We start from the raw sequence: 25618 nt of genomic DNA, 5'->3' as shown, positions 1-25618 counted from the left end.
TCCGTGTCCGGTGACAATAGCGGAACGAAAGGCCGTGCATGGTTATCGGCTTGCATCCTCAAGGACCATCGCAGCACCTTTCATCGCGATCATCGCCGTCGGCGTATTGGTATTGCCAGAGGTGATCGTCGGCATGATCGACGCATCGATCACGCGAAGGCCCGCTACCCCGTGGAGGCGCAGGCGTGCATCGACGACGGACAGCGGATCGTCCGCGCGACCCATCTTCGCGGTCCCGACCGGATGGAAGATGGTGGTGCCGATATCGCCGGCGGCCTTCGCAAGCGATGCGTCGTCGTCGCCGACGGCAATGCCCGGCAGAACTTCCTCCGGCTGGTACGGTCTCAGCGCGGGCTGTGCCATCAGCCGCCGCGTCGCGCGGATAGCGTCCGCTGCCACCCGCCTGTCTTCCGCTGTCGTCAGATAGCGCGGGGCGATGAGCGGCGGTGCGTGGGGATCGGCTGAGCGCAGCCGCACCTCGCCGCGCGACGTTGGCCTCAGATTGCAGGCGCTGACGGTGATCGCGGGAAAACGATGCAACGGTTCGCCGAACCTGTCCAAAGACAGGGGCTGGACGTGAAACTGGATGTTGGCGCGATCGTGCGACCGATCAGAGCGCATGAACAGACCGAGTTGGGACGGCGCCATGGTTAGCGGTCCACGGCGACGCAGGGCGTAGTCGATCCCCATCAGGCCACGGCGCAGAAGCGAGTGATAGGTTTCATTAAGCGTACGGGCGCCGCTGATCCTGTAGACGGCGCGTTGCTGCAGATGATCCTGGAGATTGCGCCCGACGCCGGGCCGCGCGAGAGCCGGTTCGATGCCCGCGGCAGAAAGCCATTCAGCCGGCCCGATGCCCGACCGGTGCAATAGCTGGACGGAGCCGATGGCGCCGGCACTCAGCACGACTTCGCCTCTTGCCGTCGCCGTTCTTAAGACGCCGTCGCGGATATAGCGCACCCCCGTTGCCCGACCGTCTTCGATGACCAGCCTGTCCACCAGAACGCCTGTTTCAAGCCGCAGGTTCGCCCGCGCTAAGACCGGCTTCAGAAAACCCCTTGCCGAAGACCACCGACGACCACGTTTCTGATTGACGTGAAAATAGCCGGATCCTTCATTGTCACCCGTGTTGAAATCCGCGATCTTGGCGACGCCGAGTTCCGCTGCAGCCTCCCGAACGGCGTCGAGGATCGGCCAGGAAAGACGCGGGGCCTCGACGCGCCAGCCGCCGCCTATGCCATGATGCGCGCTTTCCCCCATAAAGTGATCTTCCATCTGCCGGAAATGGGGCAGAACGTCCTGCCAGCCCCAGCCCGCAAGACCAAGGCTCGCCCATCCATCATAGTCCGCCGCCTGACCATGGATGGCGATCATTGCGTTGATCGCGGAGGAGCCGCCGATGACTTTGCCGCGCGGGTAGGACAGCGAACGGCCGTTCAGGCCGGCTTCGGCCTCCGTCTTGAACATCCAGTCGGAGCGGGGATTGCCGATGGTGAAAAGATAACCGACGGGAATATGAAACCAGATCCAGTTGTCCTTGCTGCCGGCCTCAAGGAGCAGCACGCGGTTCCTTGGGCTTTCAGACAGCCTGTTCGCAAGGATACACCCTGCCGTCCCTGCCCCCACGACAATGTAATCATAATCTCCCTCCATCGCTTTTCTCCGCCTTACGATCGATATCCAAAACGGGTTTATCGGCGACGCCACTGAAGACAAGGCGCGGAGAAGCACATACGATGTGCAAAAAGGAGTTCTGGAAAGATGGATTGGGACAATATCAGGGTATTTCTGCACGTCGCTCGCACTGGCCGGGTTATCGATGCGGCAAAGGCCCTGGCGCTTGACCACTCAACTATCAGCCGCCGTCTAGCCAAGCTCGAGGAGAGCCTTGGGGTTCAGCTATTCGAACGGGCCGGGCGGCGGTTGCGCATCACGTCGGCCGGCGAAGATCTCAGACGCTCGGCGGTCAAGCTGGAATCGATCGTCCTCCAGGAGATCGGCGGGCTCGGTGCCGAGACGACAACCGGCATGACGGGCCGCGTGCGGATCGGTGCACCGGAGGGGCTCGGAGTAGGTTACCTCGGCGGACGCATTGCAGCCATCATGCAAGACTATCCGAACCTTGACATCGAGCTTGTTGCTTTACCTCAGACCTATTCGCTTTCTTCGCGGGAAGCCGACATCGCTATTTCGCTCGATCGCCCGGAAGAAGGCAGCCTGGCGACACGCAAGCTGACCGATTATGAGTTGGGCTTTTACGCCACCCGTGACTATCTCCGGCGAAACGGCTTTCCCCAGACGCTGGACGATTTGACCGGCCACACGCTCTGCGGCTACATCGCGGGGCTTCTCCACACGAGGGAGCTTGCCTATCTCGACATTGCGGATCTGAAGCCGGCGATGCGGTTCACGAGTACGAGCATCATTGCCCAATGCGCCATGATTGAAAGCGGCATGGCAATGGGCGTTCTGCCGGCCTATCTTGCTGCAGGAAAACACCTGCTTGTCCCGGTCCTGCAGCCGTCGTTCCTCTTGCGCCGCAGCTACTGGCTGTCGGTTCATGAGGACCTTCGGCGTCATGCCCGAATTCGCAAGACTGTCGACTTACTCACCGCGGCAGTTCGAAGGGAAAGATCGTTGTTTGCTAAGGCTTCTTCGACACGCGATACGTCAGCATCGTAGCATGCCTCTATCCGGACGATCAAAAGGGGTTTCAACATAGCGTCCTATATTGTCCGCCAGCAGAGGCAGTCCGTTCTTTGGAATTCCGACATCCCTCAGGCGCACGGGCAGGTTCAGGTGTACAGGCAACAATCCCAATCCTTCGCTGAAGATCAAGAGCCGGAAATTTCAATGATGCCGAAGGTAGAGGACTGGGTTTCGGGTTCAAATCTTTTCAAGAGCTTTTAAATGCTCTCCCGCTATCGGCGCCCATTGCGGACCCATCCGAGGCATCGATCAACGATTATGTCGCCGATTTGTCGAAGGTGTCTCAGCTGTGGCTTCATCAACCGCCGCCATCTGCCGATTCGCCTTCCTGGCAACGCGGCGACCTCGTCCAGCAGCCATGCGCGGAACGCCCGACAGGGCGGAAGTCCTTCCTGCTCAGTGGCGCGACCGCATAATAGGCGCTGGTGCTTTTGACCTGATGTGGAAAGGCTTGAACGAGCTGGCCATTTGCGAGCTCGGAGTCGATGAGGAAAAGCGGCATCAACGCGAGCCCCAGTCCGGCAATGCAGGCTTGGGCCACGTTGCTGAACTGTTCGAACCGCATGGCCTGCGATGGGGTGCCGTTGACTTGGAGGCTTTCAAAAAAATGGCTCCAGGCCCCGGGACGGGACGCCATCTGCAGCAGCGGCAGGCGAAGCAGATCTTCGGCCCTCACGATGGGATGTGAACTGAGAAAAGACGGGGACGCGATCGGTGCTACCATCTCGTTCATAAGAAATATGCTTTCCGCACCGGGCCAATCGGGCTGGCCGATATGAATCGCCATGTCTATGTCGTCACGGTCGAAATCGAACACGCCTATGTGGGAATGGCCGCAAAAGGAGCAACTGTTGTCGGTGGAGATGGCGAGATTTGCGCGTTGCCTTTCCCTGCGTATTTTTTAGGCGCCAAAATGTGATTTTGTGATATTTATAGAAATATCTGATCCGCTTATTCTGCCTGCGCAATAGATAAATGCTGAAAAATTCACCATTCTTGAGATCTTCGCTAGCGCCGCAGCGATCGAATTTTCCGAAAATGCACTTATAATCAACAGAATACAAGTCGTCGGAGTCGGCTTGCGACGAGAGTATGGCATTGCGGTTTTCTAATTTACGAGAGCCCATTGAAAAAGGAAAAAATGCCCGATATCGTGGAATAATAAGAAAGCCACATAAAACCACAAAAAAGGGAAACAGCTTATGAATGACATCAGCAGACGCAATTTCCTCGCCGGGCTCGGTGCGGCTGGCGCCGGTGCCGGTCTCCTGCAGATCAACCCGGATTTCCTGTTCACTTCGGCCTTTGCTCAATCCGGCAAGACGGTGGTATTCCTGTCGGCCGAAAATATTACGGGCAACTGGGACCCGACCGGCCACACGACATTGTCGCAGAAGAATATCGAAGGCTTCGTCATGGGCTTCCTGACGCGGACTCCGATGACGGTCGAAAAGCCCGACGAAGTGGTCTATGAACTGGCGACCAGCATCAAGCTTCTCGATCCCAACAAGCTCGAGATCAAGCTGCGCGAGGGCGTGAAATTCCACGACGGCAAACCCTTCAAGGCCGAAGACGTCAAGGCGACCTTCGAATACGGCTCCGGCCCCGACCGCCCGGCTCAATTCTATCCCGGCCCGACCGATACGCTTGTTATCACCACCCCTGACGACTACACCGTCATCGTTGATACCTCCAAGGGCGGATATCCGGCCCATCTGTTCATCTTCCTCGCCTCGTACCTGCCGATCATGTCGGCGACCGATGTCGCCGGTGGCCCGACTGGGCCGCTGACGCAGCGCCTGAACGGAACTGGCCCGTTCAAATTCGTCAAGCAGGAAGGCAATGCCACGATCCTCGAAGCCTATCCGGACTACTTCCTCGGCGCGCCGAAGATCCCCGGCATCAGCTTCAATTTCGTCGGCGACAGCACGACACGCATGTTGTCCCTGCTCAATGGCCAGGCCTCGATCGTCGAACGTCTGGAACCGGAACAGGTGACCTCGCTCGAGGGCAACGACAAGATCGCCATCAGCAGCGTCGTCTCGGTCGAGAACAAATATCTCTGGTTCCGCTGCTCGAAGGCGCCGTTCGACAACCCGCTCATCCGCAAGGCGGCCTGCCACGCGATCGACCGCTCGATGATCGTCGAAATTCTGGGCTCGGCCGGTCATGCGTCGTCCAATTACGTGTCGCCGGTGAAGTTCGGCTATATCGACCTGCCGAACTACCCGGAATACAGCCCGGAAAAATGCCAGGCGCTGCTGGCCGAGGCCGGCTTCCCGAAGGGCGAGGGTCTGCCGCCGCTGGAATACATCACCTCCGTCGGCTTCTACCCGAAGACCAAGGAGTACGGCGAGGTCATCACCGCCATGCTGCAGGAACAAGGTTTTCAGGTGTCGCTCTCCGTTCTGGAAATCGCCGCCTGGAACGAACGCCTCTACGATCGTCCGGGCGGCGGCCCCGGCCATATGGTCGATTGCGGCTGGTCCACCGGTTCGCCCGAACCCGACCTCGTGCTGCGCACGCATTTCCATTCGACCTCGAAGCGCATCACCGGCATCGTCGACAAGGAACTCGACGCGACACTCGACAAGGAGCGCAGTGCCCCGTCGCTCGATGAGCGCAAGAAAATCCTGCAGACCGAAACCATGCCCATGCTTGCCGAAAAAGTGCCGGCCCTGTCACTGTTCACTTCGGTGATGATCCACGCGATGGACAAGTCGCTGGCCGGTCTCTTCATCTATCCTGACGGGTCCATGGACGCCTCGAAGGCTGCGTTCGGCTGACGCTGGCTTGCGTTTTCCGCGGCACCGGAGGCCGGCGCCGCGGAGATTTTCGTTTCGCTCATGATGTCAACAAACGACCGCGACCGTCGCCGCTCAGGGCGGATCGCTCCGATTGCTGCCAGGATATGACATGTTCATTCTCAGTTTTCTGGTTCGACGGCTGGCGCAAGGTGCGCTGATCGTCTTTCTGGTGACGCTGCTTATCTTCACGCTGCTGCGTGTGGTTCCCGGCGATCCGGTCCGGCTGATGGCCGGCGGCATGGCGCCGGAAGCGCTGATCGAGCAGATCGCCAAGGACATGGGCCTGCGTGATCCTATCCTCGTGCAGTTCGGCCGCTACATGAGCGGCGTCGTCAGGGGGGATCTCGGGCAATCCTTCGTGCGGCCTGCAAGCGGTGCTTCCACCGGCGGTTCCAGTTTCGGCGATTCCACCCGCGGCGAGCGCGCCGAAGTGCTAACCCTGATCGGCGACACCCTGCCGATGACGCTGCAACTCGGCGGACTGGCAATATTTTTCGCCCTGGTCTTCTCCTTTATCGTCGGCATTCCCGGCGGACTGGCGCCCGGACGATGGCCGGATCGCGTCGCCTTCTACATTTCCTCGATCTTCATATCGCTGCCGAACTTCTGGCTCGGCATCGTCCTTGCCATGCTTCTGTCGGTCAAGCTCGGTTGGCTGCCGGCGATCGGCTACTCCGGCTTTGCCTATACCATCCTGCCGGCGATCGTTCTTGCCGTCGAACTGGCGCCGGTGCTGATCCGGACGCTGACCGGATCGGTGGCTACCGTGATGATGGAGCCCTTCATTGCAGTCGGCAATGTCCGTGGCCTTAGCCGAAGCCGCATCATCGTCGCCCATGCGCTGCGGAATGCCTCCGTTCCGCTGCTCAACCTGATCGGCATCCAGATCAGCGGCCTGCTGGGCGGCGTCCTCGTCGTCGAATTCATCTTCGACTATCCGGGCCTTGGACTTTTGACCATCAACGCCGTGCTGCAGCGAGATTTCCCGCTGATCCAGGGGATCGCCATCGTCACCAGCGCGATCTTCGTCTTCATCAACATCGCAGTCGACCTGATTGCCACCATGATCGATCCAAGGTTGGAATATTGATGAGCGTGACAGAGACAGACATGCCGGCAAACCCGGTTCCGGCAACACAACGCGGAGCTTCGGTGGCGCGGCGTATCTGGCGGATTGCCCTTGCCTCCAACGAATTCCGTGTCGGCGCTGCGATTTTCATCGTTTTAGTTCTGGCGGCCCTGCTTTATCCGCAACTGAGCGGCATCGACCCCACGAAGATGAGTGTCGCCACGCGCCTGCATGCGCCGCCGTTCATGGGCGACAAATGGAGCTGGACGGCGCCGCTCGGCACTGACCAGATCGGCCGCGACATGCTGGTGCGCAGCCTTGTCGGCCTGCGTTACTCGTTGTTGATCGGGCTTTCCACCGTTCTCGTCATGCTGATTATCGGCTGTTCGCTCGGCACGATCGCCGGCTACTATGGCGGCCGCGTCGACATGGCGATCATGCGCCTGACCGATGCCCAGCTGTCGATCCCGATGATCATCCTGGCGATCACCGTGCTTGGCGTCTCGCGTCCGACGATCCCGGCGATCATCCTCGTCCTCGGCCTGTCGAGCTGGCCGGTCTATGCCCGCGTCACCCGCAGCGTCGTGATGACCGAGCGCAAGCGGGAATATGTGCGCGCCGCCGAAATCTATGGTGCGTCCGATTTCCGCATCATGGTGCGCCTGCTGGCGCCCTTGGTACTGCCGCCGATCATCTTCGTGTCGGTGCTCGATGTCGCCCGGATGATGATCTTCGAATCCATCCTCGGCTTCATCGGGTTGGGCGTTCAGCCGCCGACGCCGACCTTCGGCAACATCATCGCCGACGGCCGCAAGTATCTGCTCAATGCCTGGTGGATCGCCACCATGCCGGGCGTGTTCCTGTGTCTGTGCCTGACCAGCATCAACCTGATGGGCGCATCGCTCGAACGGGCTCGCAATCGTATCTATGGAGGCAAATCGTGACTGGCACACCGCTTCTGCAGGTTCGCGATCTGAGCGTTGGCCTGGAAACGGGCGCTAGCATGCGTCCGATCATTTCCGATATCGACTTCGATCTGGCCCCGCGCGAAATTCTCGGAATCATCGGCGCGAGTGGTGCCGGCAAGACCGTGCTCTCGCGTGCACTCGTCAACTGGATCGATCCGCCGCTGAAAGTCACCTCCGGATCGGTGGTCTACAAATCCCAGAACATCCTCGATCTGCCGGCACAGAAGCTGCGCACGCTGCGCCGTGAGATCGCCTATGTCGGCGCTAATCCGGCGGGGGCTCTCGATCCGACCCTGCCGGTCGGCCAGCAGATCGTCGAGAAACTGCGCGCGGTCGCACCGGAGATTGCGCATGAGGAAGCCAGGAAGCGGGTCATCGATCTGCTTGGCGCGGTGCGCATCCCTTCGCCGCAGATGCGTTATCACGAATATCCATCGCAATTCAGCGGCGGCATGATGCAGCGCGCCCTGATCGTCGATGCGCTGGTCAGCAATCCGGCTTTCCTCGTCGCCGACAATGTGACCCAGCCGCTTGATGTTACGGTCGCCGCCCAGGTGCTGCGCCTGATGCGGGAGTTGACCACGCGTTTCGACACGGCGATCGTCTTCATATCCTCGTCGCTGCCGCTGGTGAGCGACGCTGCCGATCAGATCCTGGTGCTGGCCGAAGGCAAGGTCGTGGAGCGGCAGGCAACGAAGGCACTCGTCAACACGCCGGAGCATCCCTATACCCGCGAGCTGATCAGCCAGATCCCGAAGATTTGGACGAGCGAAGCTGTTACCATCGACCTGTCGGCTGAGACCCGCGAGCCGATCATCAGCATTCGCGATGCCACGCGTTCCTACCGGGTGCGTAAGCGCGGCACCTTTGCCAGCTACAGCACCGTGCGTGCCGTGCGCAACGTCACCTTCGACGTCTTTCCGGGCGAGAACTTCGGCATCGTTGGCGAATCCGGCTGCGGCAAGTCCACTCTCATGCGCTTGCTCAGCCGGCTGGAACGGCCCGATAGCGGCCAGGTCCTCTGCGACGGACAGGATATCACCAGGCTTTCCGGCAAGGGGCTTTTGAAATTCCGGCGCGATTTTCAGCTGGTGCTGCAGGATCCCTTCAATTCGCTGCCGCCACGCACCGCCATCGGCGCCATCATCGAGGAGCCGCTGAAGACGCACGGCATCGTAAGGGGCGCGGAGTTGCGTGACCGCGTGCTCTCCGTGATGCGTGAGGTCGGCCTGCCCGGTACGCTCTACGATGAGCTTCCGCTGGGTTTGAGTGCCGGCCAGCGCCAGCGCGTCAACGTCGCCCGCGCCATGGTGCTGGAGCCGAAGGTGTTGATCATGGACGAGACGCTGTCGTCGCTTGACCAGACCGAGCAGTTCAAATTGCTGAAGCTGTTCGAGCAGTTGCAGGCCCAGCACGGCCTGACCTATGTCTACATTTCTCACGATCTGGCGATGGTACGGCGTGTCTGCAATCGCGTTGCGGTCATGTATCTCGGCGAAGTCGTCGAGATCGCCGACAACGGCCGGCTGTTCTTCGATCCAGGCCATCCCTACACCAAGGCCTTGCTCAGCGCCGTGCCGACGCTGGAGGAGCGCCGCTACAAGCCGGAAGAGTGTCTGCTGGAAGGAGAGCCGCCAAGCCCGATCGACCTGCCGCCCGGTTGCAGTTTCGCCAGCCGCTGCCCGAACGCATTCGGCCGCTGTCACAAGCAAAGCCCGGTCCTGACCGCCCGCGGCAACAAGGATCTGGCTGCTTGCTTTTTGGTGGAAAACACGCTTTCCCATGCCGCAGCTTGAAACCGCAAATTGCATCGAAACCCCGGGGGATCAGAGGATGAAAGAAACAGCAACTGCGGCGGGACACGCCTGTTCGACAGACTTGCCCATGGGCTTGTGACCGGGAAAGCCCTCATGACCGACCATCCCCAGGCACGTCTGCAACACATTCTCGAAGAGCTGGCCAAGCATGGCCGGGTCACGGTCAAGGAACTGGCGACGGAATTTTCCGTCAGCCCGGAAACCGTGCGCCGCGACCTGAAGCAGCTGGAGATGGAAGGGCACCTGCGCTGCATCTATGGCGGCGGCGTGACGCCGCGTCGGGATGCCGATCAGCCGATCTCGCAACGCATGCGCGTCAATGCCCGTGAAAAGGCAAAAATAGCAACCCTCGCTGCCAGGGAGCTGCGCGACCATACCAAGATCTTCCTCGACAGCGGCACGACGATGCTGGCGCTGTCGCGCTATCTAGTCGATCGGCCGCTGATCAATATCTACACCAACTCGCTGGATATCATCCAGACCTTGTCGGGGGTGGAATCCAATAACGTGGTCGCGGTCGGCGGCGTTCTGCGGCCGAGCTACCGGGCGTTTCTCGGCACCGATACGCTCAATGTGATCCGCGAACATCTCTTCGATATCGCCTTCGTCAGCGCGGTGACGGTCGATGTCAATCTCGGTTTCATGGACCTCGGCGAGGACGAGGCGCTGGTGCGCCGGGCGTTGCGCCGCCATGCCAAGCAGGTGGTGATGCTCGCCGACAGCAGCAAGTTCGGCCGCCAGGGTAATTTCTGCACCTATAATTTTCGTGACGTTGATCTGCTCATCACCGATGCGCCTCCGCGGGCAGATTTCCTTGAAAAGTTGGAAGAGGCGCAAGTGAAGGTGATTTATGCTTGAAACCCGCAACGAGCCGGGATCCCTGCCTGAGGTCGATGCCGAAGCCCTGCACCGGATGATGGAGGAAGTCTCCGTCTTCGGCGGCGGGCCGGGTGGTGCGATGACGCGGCTGACCCTGTCACGGGAAGACAAGGCGGCACGTGACTGGCTGGCGAACTGGCTGAAGAATTCGGGCCTGCGCCTGGAGATCGACCCGATGGGCAACATGTACGGCTTCCTCGATTGGGCCGGGCCGGATGCACCTCTGGTCATGAGCGGGTCGCACCTCGACAGCCAGCCGAACGGCGGCCGCTTCGATGGCGCCTACGGCGTGATTGCCGCCTGCGCGGCGATCGAAGCCATACGCAAGCAGGTTGCCGCGGCTGGGGTCACGCCGAAAGTCAATTTCTGCATCGTCAACTGGACCAACGAGGAGGGCGCCCGCTTCCAGCCGAGCCTTCTCGGCAGCGGCGTCAATGCCGGCGAACTGACACTCGATTTCGCGCTCGCCCGCAAGGATGGCGACGGCATTTCCGTCAATCACGCTCTTGATGACATCGGTTATGCCGGCACCTTCGGCCCGGTTATTCCCGATGCGCTGATCGAGCTGCATATCGAGGGTTCGGCCGAGCTGGAAAAGAACGGCATGCGCTTTGCCATCTTCAACCGTTTCTGGGGCAACGTCAAATACCGGCTCGCCTTCATCGGCCGCCAGGCGCACACCGGCCCGACGCCGATGGCCGAGCGCCATGACGCGCTCCTGGCCGCGGCCTACCTGATCGCCGAGTTGAAGGGTTTTGCCGACCAAGCCGGGATCGACCTGCACACCTCCTGCGGTCGTCTCGAGGTCTATCCGAATTCTCCCAACGTCGTGCCCGGCGAGGCGGTGATGTTCATCGAATTGCGCTCTGCCAAGCCCGATGTGCTTGCCTGGGCGGAAGCCCAGCTCAACGAGAAAGCTGACCTCTGCGCCAAGAAAGCGGATGTCGGCTTCGAGGTCCGCTCGATCGACCGCCGCCGCGCCGGGAACATGGACGAGCGACTGGTTGCCCTGGCCCAGGATACTGCTGCCGGCTTCGGCCTTGAAACCTTGTTGCTCGACACCATCGGCGGACATGACGCGGTCAGCATGACGGCCGTTTCCCCGGCCGTTGTCATCGCCGTGCCGAGCGTCGGCGGCGTCATCCACCACCCAACGGAGTTCACCACGCCGGAAGACCGGTTGCTGGGCGCGGAAATCCTCAGCGCCATGCTGTGGAAATTCTGCCTCAACGGCAACATCCTGAAAACCATCGACTGAAGGATTGGGAGCATGAAGGCACTCGGGCAAGCATCCACAGTGGATGAGAAGGAGGCTGAAGCCGCCATCCGCGCCGTTTCGGGCTGGGCGAACGCCGACATGCGTTATGCGCCGGGCATTGCGGGTGTCGCCTCGCCGACGCACCGCGCCGTCGACAGCCAGAGCTGGTTCGTTGCCAGGGGAGATGCGCCCGCCACCTATTTCCTGAAAATTCTCCATACGGACCAGTCGGATTTCATCGATCTGGAGAGGTCCGTTAGCGCCGCGCGTCAGGCTTCAACCCTGGGCCTGACGCCGGCGCCCCTTTGGCACAACCCGGAAATGTCGGCGGTCGTTTTCGACCGCCTGTCGGAAGCCTGGCATACCGCCAGAATGGACGACCTGCGCAAGCGCGATGTTCTGGAAAGTGTCATCGCCGCCAAGAGCGCCCTGCATGGCAGCAGGCCGCTTGGCGAAACGTGGACAGTGTTCGACCGCATCCGCGTCGTCGAAAAAGCGCTTGCCGATGCAGGCATCGCAGAGGTTGCCGCAGACGGATGGTGGATGCGCGAATGCGTCGGAGATATCGAAGCGGCGATCATCGCTACCGGCTTCGATGAAAAACCAGCCCATGCCGACGGTCTTGCCTCCAACATCATGATCGCGCCGGATGGTAGAGTGCAACTGGTCGATTTCGACGAGGCCCGCAATGTCGATCCGTTCTACGACATCGGCATCCTGCTCAACGAGGCCTTCCAGTTCGACAGCGAAATGCAGCCGGCGCTCGAAATCTTCGAGGGACAATTTCGCCAGACGTCGCTCAACCGCTGCCGCCTTTACGGCATTGCTGACGATCTCTTCTGGGGCATGTGGGGCATGCTGATGGACAGGGTTTCGCCGCGCGGCGGTATCGAATTCCTGAAATATGCACAATGGCGCCTGTTGCGCTGCCGAATGGAGCTTCACAATCCGCGTTTCGAATTCATGCTCCGCACACTCTGAGGGATCAAACCATGGAAAAACGATTGGGGGAAGCGACAAACGAGGCGGAAGCGGAAATCGAATCCCTGCTGCGCGAAATTGAGCCGTGGTCTGAACGTGAACTCCATTACCGTCCGGTGCACGGCGGTATCAGCAATTCGAACTGGCGGGTCAGGGTCGCTGGCGAACAGGGCCATTTCTTCGTCAAGGTGCCCGGCCGCGGCACCGAGATGTTCATCGACCGCAAGGCGGCGCTGGACGCCAGCCGCCGGGCGCAGGACCTCGGCATTGGCCCGAAGATTTATGAGTATCTCGCTGACAGGGGTGTCGAGATCGCCGACTATATCGAAGGTCGGCGTGCCTGCACCAACCGCGATTTCCAGGATCCGACAGTGCGCAAAGCCGTCGTCGGGCTCTACCGCACCTTCAACGATTCAGGCCGCTTGCCGCTGACCAAGACGGTCTTTGACATGATCGACGAGCATATCGAGCAGGTGCGCGAATTGGGCGGTGCCTTTCCGATCGATTTTGCCTGGCTTTACAAGCAATACCGGCTCGCGCGCGCAGCTCTCGAAGCTTCCGGCATTGATCTCGTTGCTTGCTTTAACGATCCTATGGCGGGTAATTTTATGGTCGCCGACGACAAGTCGCTGATGCTCATCGACTACGAATATGCCTCCAATAACGACCGTTGCTACGATATCGGCATTTGGTGCGGCGAGATGTTCTTCTCCGATGCCGTGGAGGCAGAGGTCATAGAGGAATATTTCGGCCGCTTCGATCCGCGAATGAAAGCCCGTCTTGCCGTGCATCGGGCGCTTGCCGATGTGAAATGGTCGACTTGGGCCATGGTCCAGAATGTTGTCTCGGCGCTCGATTTTGATTTCTACAAATATGGCGCCTGGAAACACATGCGCGCTCGCGTGGCCATGCAGGATCCGCGCTGGGTCGAGTATCTCAAGGCCGTTTGATCCGGTGGATTTTTCAGATGATCGGCGGAAAACCTGACTCGAATTCCAGCGCATTTCTTAGGCGCGCGATAATCGCATGAGCATGCCACTCTGGCACAGTGTGGTGGCCGTCGTCCGCGCTTCGCGCCGGGTGACGTCCGAATATTTGATTTTGCCGGTCACCGTCTTGCCGCTGATGTCCTGCGTCTCGCAATAGCGCCAGACTTTCTCAGCAAGCGGCTTCTCGGCTCACAAGCGCGAGGGTGCGTGTTTCGGTAGACAAAGACCCGCGATGCGACGATGGCATCTTGGTAACGCGGCCGCAACGGCTGTGCAATTGCCTAATGTCGTACAATCGTGCCAAGGCGAACTACCAAATACCCCGGACCTCCAATTTGAACCAAAAGGTCTGCGCTCATCTCCCTGTCAGTGACGACCTTAATTTTGGTCCATTTGTCTATCTTTGTATCAAGGGGTACGGGTAAGCCCTCTCGCAGCAAGAGGGTAAGGTCAGGTGCTCTATCCGACTTATATATGCAAATCCTCATTCGCACGGCGCCTCTCACTGCACAGAGTGTGACAGTTATATTGCGCTGCATTATCAACTATTGCAATGCCGCAAACTTTACGCTCCTCATCTTCATTCCCGGCTGTCAAATTGGCAACGGCAGCACCATATGTGGTTTTATGGAGCCTCGAGTAACGCCGCGTGAAAAGGAAGTACTAACGCTCATGTGCGAGGGAAAAAGCGCCCAGGAAATTGCGATAATCCTGGGTTGTTCCGCCTATACGGTGCGCACGCACATCGGTCGCTTAAAGGACGAGTTCAACGTTTATAAGGACACTGCGTTGATCGCCGCCGCTTTCCGCAAGAGGATCATCGAATGAGGAACCACGCGCCTGGACGTTGGCACTTCTTTCGCCAGTTGTATCCGGACCTCCGGATCGACACGCGGCGGGGCCGTGGCTGCGGGGCGCCTCACCTTGCAGAGAATGCTTGTAGGAACGGCCTGCCTGACTTTGACCGTTCCGTATTGCTCGACCGCAAGGATCCAATGGCAAAGCAGCTGATCATCGACACTGCCATGATCGGGATAACGGCCTGGTGGTCGCCGGTCATTTCCAGGATGATGACGAAGGCAGTCATCGGTGCCTGCACTACGCCCGCGAAATAACGCGCCATGCCAGGGATGGCCGCCAACGTGATGCTGGTACCAAGCAGCGAACCGACCCTGCTTCCGAATCCAGCACCGACAGGAAGCTGGCGGCGAGCTTCTCGACGAAGAACGGCAACCGCAGGGCCCTTCCTTCGAGCGCCACCGCCGACACCACGGGTCAGAACCAGGCCCCAGTCGCGACAGTTCGGTCGGCGCGCCGCAAATCGCGAGGCGTCACCGGTTCGACTGGCATCAAGGCGAGCAATACAAACCTATAGTCTTAGCGCGCATTCCCTGGCAGGTGGAATGCCTGCTGGAAATAGGATCGGAAGGCGAGCATCGGCGGTGAAAGTTCGATGTTCTTACGCCATGCAAGACCAACATCCATGGCCGGCACCGGATCGCGCACATTGATGGTTTCGATCCGCCGTCCTTCCAGTGACCAAGGCCGGTGCACCATGTCGGAGAGGATTGCCACGCCTTGGCCGTTGGCGACGAGGGATCGCACCGCCTCGACGGATGACGTGCGCAGGATCACCTGGGGCTGGTAGGGCGAGGCGCTCCAGTATTTCAGCGACGAATGGGCCGCCTCGTCGACGGTCAGCATGATGTAAGGTTCCTCGGCGATTTCCTCCAAACCCACTGAATCTGCCTGTAGCAGGTGATGCTGCGCCGGCACCCACAGGCGGCGGGTCGAACTCAACACCTTTTCCGTCACAAGCGATGGGTTGAGGATGTTGGAGGTGAGTAGCACCGACATATCATAGCGGTTGGTCAGAAGACCTTCCTCGATTGATTCCCGTGTCAATTCGAAGAGCTGGATATCGAGCTTGGGGAAGAGGCGCCGCAGCCGTTCGATGTGCAGGGGCAGAAAATAGCCGATGACGGTATAGGTTGCCGCCACCGTCAGGGTACCCTCGACTTCGTTGTTGACGACGTTCAGGTGCGTTGCCTCATCCACCTTTTTCAGGATGTCATAGGCATGCGACAGGAACTGGCGCCCCGCTGCCGTCAGGTCCATGCCGTGTGGGGCACGGATGAACAGGCTGGCGCCGACGGTCTGCTCCAGTTCCTTGATCGCCGTCGTCACGGCGGACTGCGAAATGGAAAGATCTACCGCAGCCTGCGAAATCTGGCCGAGTTCCGCGGTCGCGACAAAATAACGAAGCTGCCGGAGACTGAGCGCCATGACGATGCCTTCCTATTCAATAAACTAAAACGTGCCATCGGAAAATCAGAAGAGCCTACCCAAAAAGGAAGCATATATCCGCACGCAACGGCGCGCACTTGTCTCAACTGATTGAAATTACGTGTTTCGCGGGCGCACCGAATTTGAGCATTGTATTCTGATTTTCAGATAGTAAGCATATGAAAATTGAATTTTTCAAATGAATTAATTCGTCCTAGCCTGATTTTGTCAAAAAAGCGGCAGACGGAAACGTGGCCCCATTGCAGGCAGGCGAGGAACACTACGTTGATCGATGCAGTAGACATCAATTGCGACATGGGCGAAGCCTTCGGCCGGTGGCGCGTCGGCGATACCGATGACACAACGCTGATGGGGCTGATCAGCTCGGCTAATATTGCCGCCGGTTTTCACGCCGGCGATCCCAACCTCATGGACCAGACGGTTCGTCTCGCAACGGAACATGGCGTCGGTATCGGCGCGCATCCAGGCTATAACGATCTTCAGGGTTTCGGCCGCCGCAAGATTGCCGGAACGGCCAAGGAACTGGTCAACGACATGGTCTATCAGGTCGGCGCGCTGCGGGAGTTCGCCCGTCGCCACGGCGCCCGCCTGCAGCATGTGAAGCCGCACGGCGCTCTCTATATGGAAATGGCTGTCAATGCCGAACTCTCGCAGATCTTCGTGCAATACATGCGCACCGTCGAGCCCAATGCCTACATCTTCTGCATGGGCGGTTCGGAAACCTACCGGGTCGCAAAGGAAGCCGGCCAGCCGGTCGTGCGCGAGTTCTACGCGGACCGCGACTACGACGACACCGGCTCAATCGTCTTTACCCGCGATGCCGGGCGTCCGGATCCCGCCGCGATCGCCCGAAAGGTCGTGCGCGCCTGCAGGGAAGGCAAGGTCAGGACGGTCACCGGCAGCGATGTCGACATCGCCTTTGAATCCATCTGCTTCCATTCCGATACGCTTGGCGCGCTCGATATCGTGCGCCAGATGCGCGCGGCGCTGAATGCCGAAGGCATCCGCATCGCGCCGGTTTCGGAAATCGCAGGCCACTGAGACTTTAAGCGGAGAGAGACATGAGCAAGCTCGAAATCAGATCGCCCTTGCCGGGCACGTTCTACCGGACGCCGGCGCCGGACGCGGCCCCGTTCAAGGCGGACGGCGACGCGGTCGCAAGTGCCGACACCATCGGCATGATCGAGGTGATGAAGACATTCCAGGAAATCCCGGCAGGCATCGACGGCACGGCCATCCGCTTCCTCGTCGACAATGAAGAGCCGGTGATGGCAGGTCAGGTGATCGCAGAGGTGGAAGCATGACCATCCGCTCGCTCCTCGTTGCTAACCGCGGCGAGATCGCGGTGCGTATCATCAAGGCGGCAAAGGCGCTCGGCATCCGCACCGTACAGGTTCATAGCGTCGCGGACGCCGATATGTTGGCCGTGAAGCTTGCCGACGAGGCCGTCAACATCGGCCCGCCATCCGCCGCCAAATCCTACCTCAATATCAATGCCGTTGTTTCTGCCGCCACGGCGACGGGCGTCGATGCAGTGCATCCGGGTTATGGCTTCCTCTCCGAAAATGCCGATTTCGCCGACGCGGTCGAAGCTGCGGGCCTGATCTTCATCGGTCCCAAGGGTGATGCGATCCGCCTGCTTGGCGACAAGGTCGCCGCTCGCGCGGTGGCCGCCCGCGCCGGCGTGCCGACCGTTCCCGGCAGTGCCGGACGAATCGCCAGCCTCGATGAGGCCCGCGCCATCGCGGACAAGACCGGCTTCCCGATCATGATCAAGGCGGCTGCCGGTGGCGGCGGGCGCGGCATTCGCATCGCCGACAACATGGCGGACCTGGAAAGGCATTTCCCGCAGGCCTCGGCGGAGGCCGCTGCCGCCTTCGGCGATGGCGGGCTTTATCTCGAGAAGGTCATCACCAAGGCGCGTCATGTCGAAGTGCAGATCCTTGGTGACGGCGAGAATTTCGTTCATTGCTTCGAGCGCGAATGCTCGCTGCAGCGCCGCCGCCAGAAGGTCTGGGAAGAAGCGCCGTCCTTCCTGCTGCCAGCGGACGTGCGTGAAAAGCTGTGCGCCAGCGCGGTGGCGCTTGCCAGGGAGGTCGGCTATCGCGGCGCGGGCACTGTCGAATATCTCTACGACGAGATCGCCCGCGAATTCTACTTCATCGAGGTCAACACCCGTATCCAGGTGGAGCATCCGGTGACCGAGATGATCACCGGCATCGACCTCGTGCAGGAGATGATCAAGGTTTGCGGCGGCGCCAAGCTGTCGATCGCACAGAAGGATATCGTCGCGCGCGGCCACGCCATCGAATGCCGCATCAATGCCGAGGATCCGTCCCGCAATTTCATGCCGGCACCAGGGCGGATCGAGACGCTGAAAGTTCCTGAGGGCGAAGCCATCCGCTTCGACACTATGCTCTACGAAGGTTATTCCATCCCTCCGTTCTACGATTCGCTCGTCGGCAAGCTGATCGTCTGGGCCGAAAGCCGCGACGCATGCCTTGAGCGGCTGAAGAGCGCGCTCGAAGGCCTGACGATTACCGGCATTCCAACGACGGTGCCGCTGCATCTGGCGCTTGCCAGCGACGAGAGCGTCCGGCGCGGCGCGTTCCACACTCGCTTCCTCGAAACATGGCTTGAAACCGAATTCGCCGGTCTTTCCGGCAAGACCGCGGAGGTTGCCTGATGAGCATACGATATACGTTCGGGGGCGATGAGCATCTGTTCATCGAATGCAGTGAGGAGATGTCGCTCGAAGCATTCTTCACCAGCCTGTCGATGGCAACCGGGGTTCGCGAAAGTGGCATCAAGGGGGTGACCGAAATCTGCCCGGCCAACGCATCGTTCCAGATCAAGTTCAATCCCGACATCATCCACCCCGACGATATCCTGCGGGAGGTAAAGTCGATCGAAGGAGCCGCCAGCAAGGCCGAACCGGTGATCAGGACCCGCATCGTCGAAATTCCGGTGTTCTACAATGATCCCTGGACGCACGAAACGCTCATGCGCTTCCGCGAGCGCCACCAGGATCCTGCGGGTACCGATCTCGACTACGCCGCCCGCATCAACAATTTCGGTTCGGTCGATGATTTCGTCGCCGCCCATTCGGGTTCGCCCTGGTTCGTCTCCATGGTTGGTTTCGTCGCCGGGCTGCCGTTCATGTACCAGATGGTCGAGCGCCAAAGGCAGATCCAGGTTCCGAAATACCTTCGCCCGCGCACCGATACCCCGAGACTGACCGTCGGCCATGGCGGTTGCTTCGGATGCATCTACTCGGTACGCGGTGCCGGCGGCTACCAGATGTTCGGCATCACTCCGATGCCGATCTTCGATCCGACCCAGACCACCAGCTATCTCCGAGACTTCATGGTGTTCTTCCGCCCCGGCGACATCGTCAAGTTCAAGCCGATCGGCCGCGATGCCTACGACCAGGCGGTCGAGGATGTCGACAAGGGCCGGTTTGCTCCGCCGATCCGCGAGGTTAGCTTCGATCTCAGGGAGTTCCAGAAGGACATCGACGGCTACAACGCCACGCTGGAGGGCATGCTCAATGGCCATTAAGGTTCTCCACCATGGTCTCGCCACCACCGTCCAGGATCTCGGCCGGCCCGGCTATTTCCACCTCGGCATACCCGTCGGCGGTGCGATGGACCGTTATGCGATGCGGGCGGCAAACCTGCTCGTTGGCAATGACGAGGGTGCTGCCGGGCTTGAAGCCGTCTTCATCGGTCCGAAGCTTGAATTCACCGAGGATGCACTGGTTGCCGTCACCGGCGCCGAGATGCCGGCCAAGGTCGACGGCGTCGCGCAACCCGGCTGGACCGCCTTCAAGGTCAAGGCCGGGCAGACCCTGACCTTCGACTACCTCAAATCCGGCGCACGTATCTGCATCGCTGTCTCGGGCGGCATCGATGTGCCGGAAGCACTTGGCAGCCGCTCGACCTATCCGATCGGCGCGCTCGGCGGCTACAAGGGCCGGGCGATCGCAGCCGGCGACGAACTTCCGGTCAGCACTGCTAGTCTTGCGACCGAGGGTCGGACCGTCACCGAGGATTTGCGCCGTAAGCCGGGCATGCTGGCGGAGCTTCGCGTTTTGCCGGGCCTCTACTGGCACCGCGTCACGGAAGAATCGCAGCAAAACTTCTTCGCCGACGAATGGAAGGTCGCCAACGAGGCCGACCGCATGGGTTATCGCTTCAAGGGCGGACGCAAGCTCGATTTCGTTGAGCGCGAGCAACCCTTTGGCGCGGGTTCCGATCCGTCGAACATCGTCGACAGCTGCTATCCCTATGGCTCCATTCAGGTCCCGGGCGGCACCGAACCGATCATCCTGCACCGGGACGCCGTCTCGGGTGGCGGCTACTTCATGGTTGGAACGGTCATCTCCGCCGACATGGATCTTATCGGCCAGCTCCAGCCTCATACGCCCACCCGCTTCGTCAAGGTGACGATGGACGAGGCGCTTAAGGCGCGGGCGGACCGGCAAGCCCTGTTGACCAGCCTTCGCACGGCATTGGCCTAGGAAGGGGCGATCCGATGCGGGCTTTGCGACATGGCGACTGTGGCAGCGGGAAAGGCAAGTCGGCGCAGCCGCTATTCCATCACCCGCGTCAGATAATCGGCCGTGACGCTCGGGCCTGGAATGATCGCAACGATCTTCATCTGGGCGATCGTGCGGTTGACGGAGGCATCGAGGTGGCTCTCCATCATAGCGGCAGCGGCCGTCGCCGCGCCACGCATCAGCAGCTCGGCGATCAGCCGAAGCTCGGTGATGATCGCCGGATCGCCGGGAAGGCCAAGGCGGCGAAGCAGGCGCTCGGTCGCCGTCACCGGCAGAAGATTGTTGCGGATCAGATCCTTCAGCCGTTCGTTCGGAGTCGCCAGAACGCAGGTTTCGATGAAGCTGGACTGGATGGCCTCGACCGCACCGAGATAATCTTTCGGCTGTTGCTGCTCCAGCGTGGAGAGGCGGGTAAACAGATCGGTCAGGACGGCGTGGTCGATATGCCCTGCACCGACAACGATAGCCTGTGGCTCCAGCATGCGCCGCAGAACGAAGTGATCCTTGACGATCTGGGCCGTCAGCGGGCCGGCGATCCAATGCGAACTTTGGTTCTTGCGCACGAGCCCGCGCTCGCGCAGCCGGGTCAGCACGTCGCGCACGACGGTGCGGCTGACGTTGAAATGGTTTGCAAGCTCGATCTCGACGATGCGGTACTGGCCGAACACGACGCATCCGGCCACATCCGCCTCGACGGTATTGTAGATGCGCTCCCAGGACGATCGGCTCTGGAGTGCCTCGTCGGCATGGCTCGTAATGTGCAGTCCAAGCGCCTTGATATCAGTGCGGTTGGGCTCGATGCCTCGATTCGGCGCTCCGACGAGATAGCCCCGGCCGCTGAAGCGATGCAGAAGCCCCTCGGTTTCAAGAGTTTGCAGCGCACGTTGAACGGGCGCGCGGGAAATTTGCAGGATGTCCGCAATGGGACCTTCGAGCAGCACCAGACCCTCCGGCAGAACACCGTCGATAATGTTACTGCGCAGAATATCCTCGGCGATTTCGTATCGCTTCTGTGCGGTCGATCTGGTTCGATCTTCGGTCATGAAATCCGGCGCTTTCCCTCTGGCCGATGTCCTAAATTCAGTTTTACGCATTTGCAGGGAGTAAGGACAGGGCAAAAATAAAATGATTATTGAATACAATGTCACGATAAAATTCATTTTGTCGAGAGAGTGAATGAATGGGTAGCGACCTCGGGCTGAGGTCGACCTGATAAGGCACCCGCATTCTGCTGCTTGATCAGCTGCTCCGGTTTATTGCCAGTTTTGTTGGGAATAGTTCTCTTATGAGGTGCAAAGTGTGTTTGGACTTGCGTAGATCGTCTGCGGCACGAAAAAGCTGTGCTGGCTTTCGAAGGGTGCCCCTGTGTCTTCGGGTGCGCCGAGCCGACATGTCTTGATTTTGTAAAAAGCCTATTGAATACAAAAATCATTCATGTCATAGTTTTTGCAATGCAGGCGCTCGCAAGAAGCGTAACAGGTGGAACTTTCTTAAAAACGCCAAGGAACATCTCTTGACGCGCGTGTGATGTTTGCGCGAACGGCTTTTGCTTGCCTGCCGGGACCTATCAGCGGTTCGGGTATGGGCGAAGCTTTGCCGGAAGAATGTTCCTTGCCTTTGAAACTGGCAGGATAGCGATGTCGGCAGCTCTTCAACTCATGAACGTCTCGAAATCCTACGGCGACCTCAAGGCGTTGGACAGGGTCGAACTGGCCTTGCCCGATGATGCCTATATCTCGCTTCTCGGCCCGAGCGGGTCCGGCAAGACCACGCTTCTGCGGGTGATTGCCGGTTTCGAGGAGCCGGAACAGGGCGCGATCCTGTTCGGCGGCAAGCGGATTGACGGCATCGCGCCGCACAATCGCGGTATCGGTTTCGTCTTCCAGAATTTCGCCCTGTTTCCGCATCTTTCGGTCTCGGAAAACATCGCCTTCGGCCTTGTCAACCGCGAGCTTAACCCGGTCACCGATGCCGCCAGCGTCAAGGCCAGGGTGCGCGACATCATTTCGCTGGTCGGACTGACGGGCCTTGAAGACCGGGCCGTGACGCAGATTTCCGGTGGCCAGCGCCAGCGCGTCGCTCTGGCCCGCACGCTGGTGACCGAGCCGAAGATGGTTCTGCTCGACGAGCCGCTCGGCGCGCTCGACGCCAATCTGCGCTCCCGGATGCGCACCGAACTGCGTGCTATCCGCGAGCGCTGCGGCGTCACCTTCCTGCATGTCACCGGTAGCGAAAGCGAGGCGCTCGCCATGGGCGATACGGTGCTGGTGCTCGACCGTGGGCACATCGCCCAGTCCGCTCACTCCGATCTCCTCTACAACCGCCCGGCATCGTCTGCCGTCGCGCGCTTTCTCAATTGCTACAATCTGTTTTCCGGCAGTGTTGCAGGTGATGTTTTCGTCAGTCCGACCGGACGATTTGCGCTGGGGGGCTTTCGCCAGCCGGCATCGCAGCCTGCCTATGCGATCCGCTACGACCGGGTCGATATCCGCGAGCAGAATGCGCCGATCCTTCAGGGAGAGGTTCGTCTGGAGGGCATTTTCGTCGCCAGCGAATATTCCGGGGCGGCAATCAATTCTTTCTTCGCGCTCGATGACGGCCGAGTGTTCGAGGTGGAATCGCACCTCAGCCGCTCCGCACCGCAAACCTATGTCGAGAAAGGCCGCTACGCGCTGGTCTGGAAGCGGGAGGACGCTCTTGTCTTTGCCTGAAAACGCCCTGCCTGAAAAGTCCGGTCGCAAACGCCCTTGCCTATTCTGGAGAATGAGAGATGACGATGGTCGCGGTTGGCGATGAAGCGCAGGTCGAAACGACCAGCAAACGGAAGTTCTCCGGCCCCGCGTTCTGGCTGCTGGCGCCCGGCGTGATCTGGATGGTGCTGTTTCTGGTGCTGCCGATCCTGATGATGGTCTATGTCTCGTTCTGGACGCAGACGACCTTCAAGATCGAACCGACCCTGACGCTGAGGAGCTGGATCACCTTCTTCAGCAGCGAGACCTATCTGGGTGCGCTCTGGACGACGGTGCGCATCTGGCTGATCGTGCTATTCTCGACGGTGCTGGTCGGCTATCCGGCCGCCCTTTTCGTCGGTCTGTTCGTCAGGAACAAGACGATCCAGACCGTTCTTCTGGTCCTCTGCGTCATTCCCTTCTGGACCTCGTTCCTTATCCGCGTCTTGGCTTGGCGGCCGATGCTCGGCAAGGAAGGTGCGATCAACCTGATCCTGATGAAGATCGGTGTCGTCCAGCAGCCGATCGAGATCCTGCTATTTTCCGAACTGTCGGTCATCATCGGCATGACGCAGATCTACTGCGTCTTCATGGTCGGTCCGATCGCTTTCATGCTCGGCCGTATCGATCCTTCGGTGATCGAGGCTGCACAGGATCTGGGAGCCAGCTTCGGCCGCATCTTCCGCACCATCATCCTGCCGCTGTCCATGCCGGGCGTGGTCGTCGGCGGCATCTTCGTCTCGGTTATGGTTCTTGGCGAATTCGCCACCTCGGCCGCACTTTCGGGCCGCAAGGTCAACCTGCTCGGCAACATCATCGTTACCCAGGTCGGGTCGCTCAAATGGGCCTTCGCGGCGGTGGCAGGCGTGGTGCTGACGATCCTCATGGGCGCCGTGGTCGCTGCCTTGCTCAGGATCGTCGATCTCAGGAAGGAGCTCTGATCATGAACGCAACCGGCATCAAATTCGGTCTCGGCACCTATACCGCGCTCTTCCTCGTCTTCCTGTACGGGCCGCTCGTGGTTCTGGCGATCCTGTCGTTCCAGACAGGGCCGGAAGGCGGACCGCAGTTTCCAATCATCGAATGGTCGACCTACTGGTACAAGCATCTCTTCGGTCTGACGCCGCCCTCGCGCATCGCACCGTTGCCGATCGAGCAGGCGCTCGTCCGGTCGATGGGGCTGGCGGTGATGACGATGATCGTCTCGACGGTTCTCGGTGTTTCGGCGGCGCAGGCGTTCCGTCGCAAGTTCAAGGGCTCGGGCTTTGTGTTCTATCTGATCGTGCTCGGCATGATGGTGCCCGGCGTGCTCGTCGGCCTCGGCATGGCGCTGGTTGCCAACTCGCTCGGCATCGACCGCCATTGGTGGGGCACGGCCTTCGTGCTGCACGTCGTCTATACTTTCCCCTTCGCCTTTCTGGTTATGCTGGCCATTTTCAACCGCTTCGATCCCAGCGTCGAAGAGGCGGCCTGGTCGCTCGGGGTCTCGCCGGCGCGGACCTTCCGCAAGATCACCTTTCCGCTGATCTTTCCGGGCGTGCTGTCGGCCATGCTGTTCGCCTTCACGCTGTCTTACGACGAGTTCTCGCGCACGCTGTTTGCCTCGGGCCGTGACCTGACGTTGCCGCTGGCCATCTACGGCACTTTCTCGGTGGAAGTGCATCCGAATGTCTTCGCCTTCGGGGTGCTGACCACACTGTTCTCCTTTGCGCTGCTGGGCACCTACGCCGTGCTGATGACGCTGTCCGTGCGCCGCGCCAAGCAGACGGCAATCCAGGAGGAGGCGTGATGGTGACGCAAAAGCGCTCCGCGATCGTCACGGGTGCCGGCTCCGGTATCGGCCGGGCCATCGCCCACAAGCTGGCAGCCGAGGGCTACGCGGTGATGGTCAACGATCTGTCGCTGGTCCGGGCCGATGCGGTCGCCGGTGAAATTCAGGCGGCAGGCGGAACGGCTGCCGCCATTGCCGGGGACGTGTCATCCGAAGACGACGTGGCTGCCATCCACGCCGCTGCGGTGACGGCGCATGGCGAGACGCATCTCCTCGTCAACAATGCCGGCATCGCCCATCAGGCGCTGTTCGAAAATCTCGAGGTCAAGGATTTCGACCGGATGTTCGCCGTGCATGTGCGCGGCACCTTCCTGATGACCAAGGCGGTGCTACCGGCGATGCTGGACCGCGGCGAGGGGGGCGTCGTCAATGTCGCCTCGCAACTCGGCCAGATCGGCGGCGTCGAGCTTGTGCATTATTCCAGCGCCAAGGCGGCCATCATCGGCATGACCAAGGCGCTGGCCCGCGAGGTTTCCAAGCGCGGCGTGCGGGTGAACGCCGTGGCGCCGGGGCCGATCAACACGCCGCTGGTGATGGCGCTGTCCGACGACTGGCGCACCGCCAAGAAGGCCCAACTGCCGCTTGGGCGTTTCGGCGAGCCTGAGGAGGTGGCCGAAACGGTCGCCTTCCTCGCATCGTCGGCAGCGAGCCTGTTCGTCGGCCAGACGCTCGGGCCGAATTCCGGCGATGTGATGCTGTGAGAGGGACAAAAC

General features: G+C 60.4%; 23 protein-coding genes and 3 pseudogenes. 20 read left to right on the top strand and 6 right to left on the bottom strand.

Annotated elements, in window-relative coordinates; genetic code table 11:
* Positions 1–42: 42 nt before the first annotated feature.
* Positions 43–1653 carry a GMC family oxidoreductase N-terminal domain-containing protein gene (locus HX898_RS24565; RefSeq protein ID WP_180196020.1) on the bottom strand — a complete coding sequence of 537 codons (1611 nt, stop codon included), beginning with the start codon at positions 1651–1653 and terminating at the stop codon, positions 43–45.
* Positions 1654–1761: 108 nt separating this feature from the next.
* Here HX898_RS24565 and HX898_RS24560 point away from each other — a divergent pair, with 108 nt between their 5' ends.
* Positions 1762–2682 carry a LysR family transcriptional regulator gene (locus HX898_RS24560; protein WP_180196019.1) on the top strand — a complete coding sequence of 307 codons (921 nt, stop codon included), beginning with the start codon at positions 1762–1764 and terminating at the stop codon, positions 2680–2682.
* 365 nt (positions 2683–3047) lie between these two features.
* Here HX898_RS24560 and HX898_RS24555 read toward each other — a convergent pair.
* Positions 3048–3532, bottom strand: a pseudogene (locus tag HX898_RS24555) (LysR substrate-binding domain-containing protein); the annotation flags it as partial.
* On the opposite strand from HX898_RS24555, the gene HX898_RS24550 reads away from it, so the two are divergent.
* From HX898_RS24550 to HX898_RS24510, 9 genes are all read left to right on the top strand, one after another.
* Positions 3485–3628 carry a hypothetical protein gene (locus HX898_RS24550; RefSeq protein ID WP_180196018.1) on the top strand — a complete coding sequence of 48 codons (144 nt, stop codon included), beginning with the start codon at positions 3485–3487 and terminating at the stop codon, positions 3626–3628. The pseudogene HX898_RS24555 and the gene HX898_RS24550 overlap by 48 nt on opposite strands.
* Before the next feature lie 283 nt (positions 3629–3911).
* Positions 3912–5495: an ABC transporter substrate-binding protein gene (locus HX898_RS24545; protein WP_180196017.1), complete on the top strand. Its 1584-nt coding sequence runs from the start codon at positions 3912–3914 to the stop codon at positions 5493–5495.
* A 130-nt stretch (positions 5496–5625) separates the two neighbouring features.
* A complete protein-coding gene (locus tag HX898_RS24540; protein ID WP_180196016.1) occupies positions 5626–6606 on the top strand; it encodes an ABC transporter permease in 981 nt (326 codons plus the stop codon).
* A complete protein-coding gene (locus HX898_RS24535) occupies positions 6606–7529 on the top strand; it encodes an ABC transporter permease (protein WP_171598350.1) in 924 nt (307 codons plus the stop codon). Before HX898_RS24540 ends, HX898_RS24535 begins: the two co-directional genes overlap by 1 nt.
* The gene (locus HX898_RS24530) at positions 7526–9349 is read left to right on the top strand and encodes an ABC transporter ATP-binding protein (RefSeq protein ID WP_180196015.1); all 1824 of its coding nucleotides are present in this window, start codon (positions 7526–7528) and stop codon (positions 9347–9349) included. Before HX898_RS24535 ends, HX898_RS24530 begins: the two co-directional genes overlap by 4 nt.
* Before the next feature lie 114 nt (positions 9350–9463).
* Positions 9464–10228, top strand: coding sequence for a DeoR/GlpR family DNA-binding transcription regulator (locus tag HX898_RS24525; protein ID WP_065277039.1), 765 nt, complete (start codon positions 9464–9466; stop codon positions 10226–10228).
* Positions 10221–11507: a Zn-dependent hydrolase gene (locus tag HX898_RS24520; protein ID WP_180196014.1), complete on the top strand. Its 1287-nt coding sequence runs from the start codon at positions 10221–10223 to the stop codon at positions 11505–11507. Before HX898_RS24525 ends, HX898_RS24520 begins: the two co-directional genes overlap by 8 nt.
* Positions 11508–11519: 12 nt before the next feature.
* The gene (locus tag HX898_RS24515; RefSeq protein ID WP_180196013.1) at positions 11520–12488 is read left to right on the top strand and encodes a phosphotransferase; all 969 of its coding nucleotides are present in this window, start codon (positions 11520–11522) and stop codon (positions 12486–12488) included.
* Positions 12489–12499: 11 nt separating this feature from the next.
* Positions 12500–13438 (top strand): choline/ethanolamine kinase family protein, encoded by a 939-nt coding sequence (locus HX898_RS24510; RefSeq protein WP_180196012.1) that lies wholly within the window; start codon positions 12500–12502, stop codon positions 13436–13438.
* A gap of 105 nt (positions 13439–13543) precedes the next feature.
* Here the strand turns inward: HX898_RS24510 and HX898_RS33335 are convergent.
* Positions 13544–13666, bottom strand: a pseudogene (locus HX898_RS33335) (DNA polymerase IV); the annotation flags it as partial.
* Between the two features lie 438 nt (positions 13667–14104).
* Here HX898_RS33335 and HX898_RS24505 point away from each other — a divergent pair.
* Positions 14105–14305: a helix-turn-helix domain-containing protein gene (locus tag HX898_RS24505; RefSeq protein ID WP_138331155.1), complete on the top strand. Its 201-nt coding sequence runs from the start codon at positions 14105–14107 to the stop codon at positions 14303–14305.
* 181 nt (positions 14306–14486) lie between these two features.
* Here HX898_RS24505 and HX898_RS24500 read toward each other — a convergent pair.
* Both HX898_RS24500 and HX898_RS24495 read right to left on the bottom strand, forming a co-directional pair.
* Positions 14487–14734 (bottom strand): annotated as a pseudogene (locus tag HX898_RS24500) (chloride channel protein); the annotation flags it as partial.
* A 120-nt stretch (positions 14735–14854) separates the two neighbouring features.
* Positions 14855–15763 carry a LysR family transcriptional regulator gene (locus HX898_RS24495; RefSeq protein WP_180196011.1) on the bottom strand — a complete coding sequence of 303 codons (909 nt, stop codon included), beginning with the start codon at positions 15761–15763 and terminating at the stop codon, positions 14855–14857.
* 285 nt (positions 15764–16048) lie between these two features.
* Between HX898_RS24495 and HX898_RS24490 the strand changes: the two genes are divergently transcribed.
* Genes HX898_RS24490 through HX898_RS24470 form a run of 5 tightly spaced genes read left to right on the top strand, consistent with a single transcriptional unit; the run spans position 16049 to position 20306 of the window.
* Entirely contained in the window at positions 16049–16825 is a 777-nt protein-coding gene (locus tag HX898_RS24490; RefSeq protein WP_180196010.1) for a 5-oxoprolinase subunit PxpA, read from the top strand.
* Between the two features lie 20 nt (positions 16826–16845).
* A complete protein-coding gene (locus HX898_RS24485; RefSeq protein WP_180196009.1) occupies positions 16846–17088 on the top strand; it encodes an acetyl-CoA carboxylase in 243 nt (80 codons plus the stop codon).
* Entirely contained in the window at positions 17085–18470 is a 1386-nt protein-coding gene (locus HX898_RS24480) for an acetyl-CoA carboxylase biotin carboxylase subunit (RefSeq protein ID WP_180196008.1), read from the top strand. The genes HX898_RS24485 and HX898_RS24480 overlap by 4 nt, the downstream gene beginning before the upstream one ends.
* Positions 18470–19345, top strand: coding sequence for a carboxyltransferase domain-containing protein (locus HX898_RS24475; protein ID WP_138390782.1), 876 nt, complete (start codon positions 18470–18472; stop codon positions 19343–19345). Before HX898_RS24480 ends, HX898_RS24475 begins: the two co-directional genes overlap by 1 nt.
* Positions 19335–20306 carry a biotin-dependent carboxyltransferase family protein gene (locus HX898_RS24470; protein WP_138390783.1) on the top strand — a complete coding sequence of 324 codons (972 nt, stop codon included), beginning with the start codon at positions 19335–19337 and terminating at the stop codon, positions 20304–20306. Before HX898_RS24475 ends, HX898_RS24470 begins: the two co-directional genes overlap by 11 nt.
* 71 nt (positions 20307–20377) lie before the next feature.
* Here the strand turns inward: HX898_RS24470 and HX898_RS24465 are convergent, their stop codons facing one another.
* Complete coding sequence (locus tag HX898_RS24465) at positions 20378–21388, bottom strand: GntR family transcriptional regulator (RefSeq protein ID WP_171598354.1); 1011 nt, start codon at positions 21386–21388, stop codon at positions 20378–20380.
* A 594-nt stretch (positions 21389–21982) separates the two neighbouring features.
* On the opposite strand from HX898_RS24465, the gene HX898_RS24460 reads away from it, so the two are divergent.
* From HX898_RS24460 to HX898_RS24445, 4 genes are read left to right on the top strand one after another with little or no spacing between them, the layout of a single operon-like run.
* Positions 21983–23056 (top strand): ABC transporter ATP-binding protein, encoded by a 1074-nt coding sequence (locus tag HX898_RS24460; RefSeq protein ID WP_138390785.1) that lies wholly within the window; start codon positions 21983–21985, stop codon positions 23054–23056.
* A gap of 59 nt (positions 23057–23115) precedes the next feature.
* Positions 23116–24015 (top strand): ABC transporter permease, encoded by a 900-nt coding sequence (locus HX898_RS24455; RefSeq protein WP_180196007.1) that lies wholly within the window; start codon positions 23116–23118, stop codon positions 24013–24015.
* Between the two features lie 2 nt (positions 24016–24017).
* On the top strand, positions 24018–24863 hold the full coding sequence (locus tag HX898_RS24450) for an ABC transporter permease (protein WP_138390787.1): 846 nt from the start codon (positions 24018–24020) through the stop codon (positions 24861–24863).
* Positions 24863–25606 carry a glucose 1-dehydrogenase gene (locus HX898_RS24445; protein WP_138390788.1) on the top strand — a complete coding sequence of 248 codons (744 nt, stop codon included), beginning with the start codon at positions 24863–24865 and terminating at the stop codon, positions 25604–25606. The genes HX898_RS24450 and HX898_RS24445 overlap by 1 nt, the downstream gene beginning before the upstream one ends.
* The last annotated feature ends 12 nt before the right edge of the window (positions 25607–25618 follow it).

The sequence above is a fragment of the Rhizobium sp. WYCCWR 11128 genome, from assembly GCF_013416305.1.
Classification (GTDB): Bacteria; Pseudomonadota; Alphaproteobacteria; order Rhizobiales; family Rhizobiaceae; genus Rhizobium; species Rhizobium indicum.
This window is presented reverse-complemented; position numbering and strand designations above follow the sequence as displayed.

What these genes read in the sequence shown, in the direction of transcription:
- HX898_RS24480 (WP_180196008.1), top strand. Translation starts at nt 17,085, where the DNA reads ATGACCATCCGCTCGCTCCTCGTTGCTAACCGCGGCGAGATCGCGGTG.
- HX898_RS24495 (WP_180196011.1), bottom strand. Translation starts at nt 15,763, where the DNA reads ATGGCGCTCAGTCTCCGGCAGCTTCGTTATTTTGTCGCGACCGCGGAA.
- HX898_RS24485 (WP_180196009.1), top strand. Translation starts at nt 16,846, where the DNA reads ATGAGCAAGCTCGAAATCAGATCGCCCTTGCCGGGCACGTTCTACCGG.
- HX898_RS24515 (WP_180196013.1), top strand. Translation starts at nt 11,520, where the DNA reads ATGAAGGCACTCGGGCAAGCATCCACAGTGGATGAGAAGGAGGCTGAA.
- HX898_RS24505 (WP_138331155.1), top strand. Translation starts at nt 14,105, where the DNA reads ATGGAGCCTCGAGTAACGCCGCGTGAAAAGGAAGTACTAACGCTCATG.
- HX898_RS24510 (WP_180196012.1), top strand. Translation starts at nt 12,500, where the DNA reads ATGGAAAAACGATTGGGGGAAGCGACAAACGAGGCGGAAGCGGAAATC.
- HX898_RS24565 (WP_180196020.1), bottom strand. Translation starts at nt 1,653, where the DNA reads ATGGAGGGAGATTATGATTACATTGTCGTGGGGGCAGGGACGGCAGGG.
- HX898_RS24450 (WP_138390787.1), top strand. Translation starts at nt 24,018, where the DNA reads ATGAACGCAACCGGCATCAAATTCGGTCTCGGCACCTATACCGCGCTC.
- HX898_RS24545 (WP_180196017.1), top strand. Translation starts at nt 3,912, where the DNA reads ATGAATGACATCAGCAGACGCAATTTCCTCGCCGGGCTCGGTGCGGCT.
- HX898_RS24460 (WP_138390785.1), top strand. Translation starts at nt 21,983, where the DNA reads ATGTCGGCAGCTCTTCAACTCATGAACGTCTCGAAATCCTACGGCGAC.
- HX898_RS24475 (WP_138390782.1), top strand. Translation starts at nt 18,470, where the DNA reads ATGAGCATACGATATACGTTCGGGGGCGATGAGCATCTGTTCATCGAA.
- HX898_RS24520 (WP_180196014.1), top strand. Translation starts at nt 10,221, where the DNA reads ATGCTTGAAACCCGCAACGAGCCGGGATCCCTGCCTGAGGTCGATGCC.
- HX898_RS24535 (WP_171598350.1), top strand. Translation starts at nt 6,606, where the DNA reads ATGAGCGTGACAGAGACAGACATGCCGGCAAACCCGGTTCCGGCAACA.
- HX898_RS24455 (WP_180196007.1), top strand. Translation starts at nt 23,116, where the DNA reads ATGACGATGGTCGCGGTTGGCGATGAAGCGCAGGTCGAAACGACCAGC.
- HX898_RS24550 (WP_180196018.1), top strand. Translation starts at nt 3,485, where the DNA reads ATGAATCGCCATGTCTATGTCGTCACGGTCGAAATCGAACACGCCTAT.
- HX898_RS24470 (WP_138390783.1), top strand. Translation starts at nt 19,335, where the DNA reads ATGGCCATTAAGGTTCTCCACCATGGTCTCGCCACCACCGTCCAGGAT.
- HX898_RS24560 (WP_180196019.1), top strand. Translation starts at nt 1,762, where the DNA reads ATGGATTGGGACAATATCAGGGTATTTCTGCACGTCGCTCGCACTGGC.
- HX898_RS24465 (WP_171598354.1), bottom strand. Translation starts at nt 21,388, where the DNA reads ATGACCGAAGATCGAACCAGATCGACCGCACAGAAGCGATACGAAATC.
- HX898_RS24540 (WP_180196016.1), top strand. Translation starts at nt 5,626, where the DNA reads ATGTTCATTCTCAGTTTTCTGGTTCGACGGCTGGCGCAAGGTGCGCTG.
- HX898_RS24525 (WP_065277039.1), top strand. Translation starts at nt 9,464, where the DNA reads ATGACCGACCATCCCCAGGCACGTCTGCAACACATTCTCGAAGAGCTG.
- HX898_RS24445 (WP_138390788.1), top strand. Translation starts at nt 24,863, where the DNA reads ATGGTGACGCAAAAGCGCTCCGCGATCGTCACGGGTGCCGGCTCCGGT.